Origin of the sequence: Streptomyces sp. E2N166 (assembly GCF_003671715.1) — a bacterium.
Taxonomy (GTDB): domain Bacteria; phylum Actinomycetota; class Actinomycetes; order Streptomycetales; family Streptomycetaceae; genus Streptomyces; species Streptomyces thinghirensis.
Genome location: NZ_RAIF01000012.1, coordinates 1,077,544 through 1,080,452, shown reverse-complemented (window position 1 = coordinate 1,080,452; position 2,909 = coordinate 1,077,544). Strand labels below are relative to the sequence as shown.

The window sequence follows — 2,909 nt, the reverse complement described above, 5'->3', positions numbered from 1 at the left end:
GGTTCGGGGGCCGGGTGGTGGCCGCCGGGCCGGGTCCGGGGCGGGCCGTCGTCGAGGAATCCGTATCCGTACACCGAGGCGTGATCGGAGAGCCGCGCGTGGTCCGGGCCTTCGCCGACCAGCACCAGCCGGGCGTCCGGGACCCGCGCGAGGACCGACTTCCACGCGGTCAGCAGGACGTCCTGCCCCTTCTGCCGGCACAGCCGCCCCACACAGACCACCAGCGGGCCGTGCCCGCCGGCGCCGCGTGGGAGCCGTACGCCGTCGACGGCCTCCACGCCGCCGCCCACGTCGGTCGCGTCGCCCAAACCCTCCACGGCATCCCCGCCGAAGCGGTCGAGGTCGATGCCGTTCGGGACCACCGCCCACTGCCCGCGGATCCGGCTGCGCACGCCCCGCAGCCGCTCCGCCTCGCTCACGCACACCGTCCGCGCCGCCCACCGCGCCCCCCACCGCTCCCAGCCGAGCGCGAGCGCCGCGGCGGCCCCGCCGACCGCCTCGAACGACCAGGCGTGCGGCTGGAAAACGGTCGGGACCCGCCCGCGTACGGCGAGCCGGGCCGCGAGACCGGCCTTCGCGCTGTGCGCGTGCACCAGGTCGGGTTGTACGTCCTCGATCACGCGGGCGAGCCGCCGTACCTCCGGCACCAGCGCCGGACCCGGCGACCGCGTCGCCGGCCAGTGCCGCACGTCGGCGCCCAGCGACCGGAGTCCGGCCGAGAGGCTCCCCTCGGGACAGGCGACCGCGACGCGCAGCCCGGCGGCGAGCTGAGCCCGCGTCAGGTCCGACACGACACGGGCGACCCCGCCGTCCACCGGCTGGGTGACATGCAGAACCCGTGGCCGGGAGTCGGTCGGTGGCAGGTGCATACGCGATTCCTCGCTCACGGAGAATGCTCGGGACGGGCGTGAACGCGTCTCACCGCAGGGCATCGGCCGCGACGCGGCGTACGCCGGCGCACGCCGCGTCCTGCCGGGGTGGTGCAACCGGGATGCGTCGGATGGTGTGCGACTCTAGCCGCTATCCGTACTAATACGGTGAAACCGGGTAAGTGTGTTGGATTAGTGAACGCCGCTCTCCGGCGAGATCACTCCTTTGGCGGCACAACTCACGTACGCGCCACGCGTTGACACTGCGCCGGGCACCCGCCCGGATGTTTGTGTCAACCCCAAGGAGCACTTCTCCATGTCGCGTATCGCGAAGGGCCTGGCCCTGACCTCCGTCGCCGCCGCCGCGGTGGCGGGCACCGCCGGTGTCGCCGCTGCCGACGCCGGCGCGCAGGCCGCCGCCGCTCACTCCCCGGGTGTCCTGTCCGGCAACGTGCTGCAGGTTCCGGTCCACATCCCGGTCAACGTCTGCGGCAACACCGTCGACATCATCGGCCTGCTGAACCCGGCGTTCGGCAACGAGTGCGAGAACGACTGATCGTCGGCTCGAAACCCTTGCGCCGGCCGTCCGCACCGCGGTTCATCCGCGAGCGGGCGGCCGGTTCGCGTTGCCGCACGGACGGCGGTGTGCTGCCCCGAATGGGGGGTGCGGGCGCCGACACGGCCGGAAGACCTTGACAGGGCGTCTCACCAGGCAGGACGCCGGGACGGGGAAGGACGGCCGAGTGCGTACGGTCGCCGCTCGGTTGCAGAGCGCCACGGCCGCTTCCACGGTGGGCACAAGATCCGACGCACCACCGAAAGGAACCCCCATGCGTCTGCCCGCTCGGCGAATCGCCACCACCGCTCTCACCGCCGGCCTTCTGATCGGTCTCTCCGGACCGGTGGTGATGGCGGCGGACGGCGAATCGGTCCGGGAACGCACCCACGCGGCGTCCCACGCACCCCTCCCCGACGTGGCCGAACTGCAGAGCCAGGTCGGCAGCCTGGCCGGCCTGGGCGGAGTGCTCACGCCGGTCACCGACCTGCTCAACGCCGTCCTCAAGGCCGACAACGGCCAGCTCTCCGCCACGGACGCGGACAAGCTCGCCGCCGCCGTCAAGGACGCCCTCGCCAAGGCCGACGCGGCGGACGCCGACACCGACGACGCGGCGACCACCCCGGGCACGACCACGCCCGGCACCACCACCCCCGGCACGAGCACCCCGGCCCAGCCGCCGGTCGTGACCGCGCCGGAGGCCGGGACGCCGGTCACGCTTCCGGCACCCGTCGTGGCACAGGGCAGCGACGAGACCGCGGCGGCGGCCGACCTGGCCGCCCAGTCGTACACCGCTCTGCAGAAGCAGATCGACGCCCTGGTCGAGGCCACCACCTCCGGCACCGCCGAACAGGTGAGCCCGGCCGTCGAGGACGTGGTGACCGGCGTCGTCAACGTCGTGGCCGCCACCCTGGTCGGCAGCGGTCTGCCCGCCGCCGACCTGGCCGGTCTGCCCGCACTGCCGGCCGCGCCGGAAGCCACCACGCCGGAGGTCGCCGCGCCGGAAGCCGCGGTACCGGCGAGCCCGCTGCCGGCCAACCCCTCCTGACGCCCACGGCGTCCGCGTTCCGGGCCGTCGCGCCGTCCCTCACGGGGCGGCGCGACGGCCCTTCGTCCTTCTCATTCCTTTCCTTTCCATTCGGCTCTCCGGAGATCTCATATGTCTTCCGGACGCGGGGTTTCCGTGCCCGGTGCAGGTCGTTAGGCACGGCGTCAGCATTTCGTCCGGTGACACGAGTTGCCGAAGAAAGGAACACGATGAAGTCCCTCAAGGCCGCCGCTGTCGTCGCCGGGTCCCTGGTCGCCGCCGGCTCCGCCGCGCCCGCGTTCGCCTACGACGCCGCCGACATCACGCCCACCAGCCTCAACGGCGCCGTGAACGCGCTCACCGCGGAGCCCATCGACGTGATGCCGCTCAAGCACCAGTCGGACGCGCTCGACACCGAGAACAAGGACTCCGTGCTGCACACCGTGAAGGGCGCGAC

General features: G+C 73.1%; 4 protein-coding genes. 3 read left to right on the top strand and 1 reads right to left on the bottom strand.

From position 1 onward, the window contains the following. On the bottom strand, positions 1 to 869 hold an 869-nt coding region (locus tag EBH09_RS12675), incomplete at its 3' end, for a glycosyltransferase family 4 protein (protein ID WP_121747059.1). A 316-nt stretch (positions 870 to 1,185) separates the two neighbouring features. Between EBH09_RS12675 and chpG the strand changes: the two genes are divergently transcribed. From chpG to EBH09_RS12660, 3 genes are all read left to right on the top strand, one after another. Beyond that, positions 1,186 to 1,425 carry a chaplin ChpG gene (gene chpG, locus EBH09_RS12670; RefSeq protein WP_121747058.1) on the top strand — a complete coding sequence of 80 codons (240 nt, stop codon included), beginning with the start codon at positions 1,186 to 1,188 and terminating at the stop codon, positions 1,423 to 1,425. Between the two features lie 274 nt (positions 1,426 to 1,699). After that, the gene (locus tag EBH09_RS12665; RefSeq protein WP_121747057.1) at positions 1,700 to 2,473 is read left to right on the top strand and encodes a hypothetical protein; all 774 of its coding nucleotides are present in this window, start codon (positions 1,700 to 1,702) and stop codon (positions 2,471 to 2,473) included. 209 nt (positions 2,474 to 2,682) lie between these two features. Then, the coding region (locus tag EBH09_RS12660; RefSeq protein ID WP_121747369.1) for a hypothetical protein at positions 2,683 to 2,909 on the top strand (227 nt) is incomplete at its 3' end.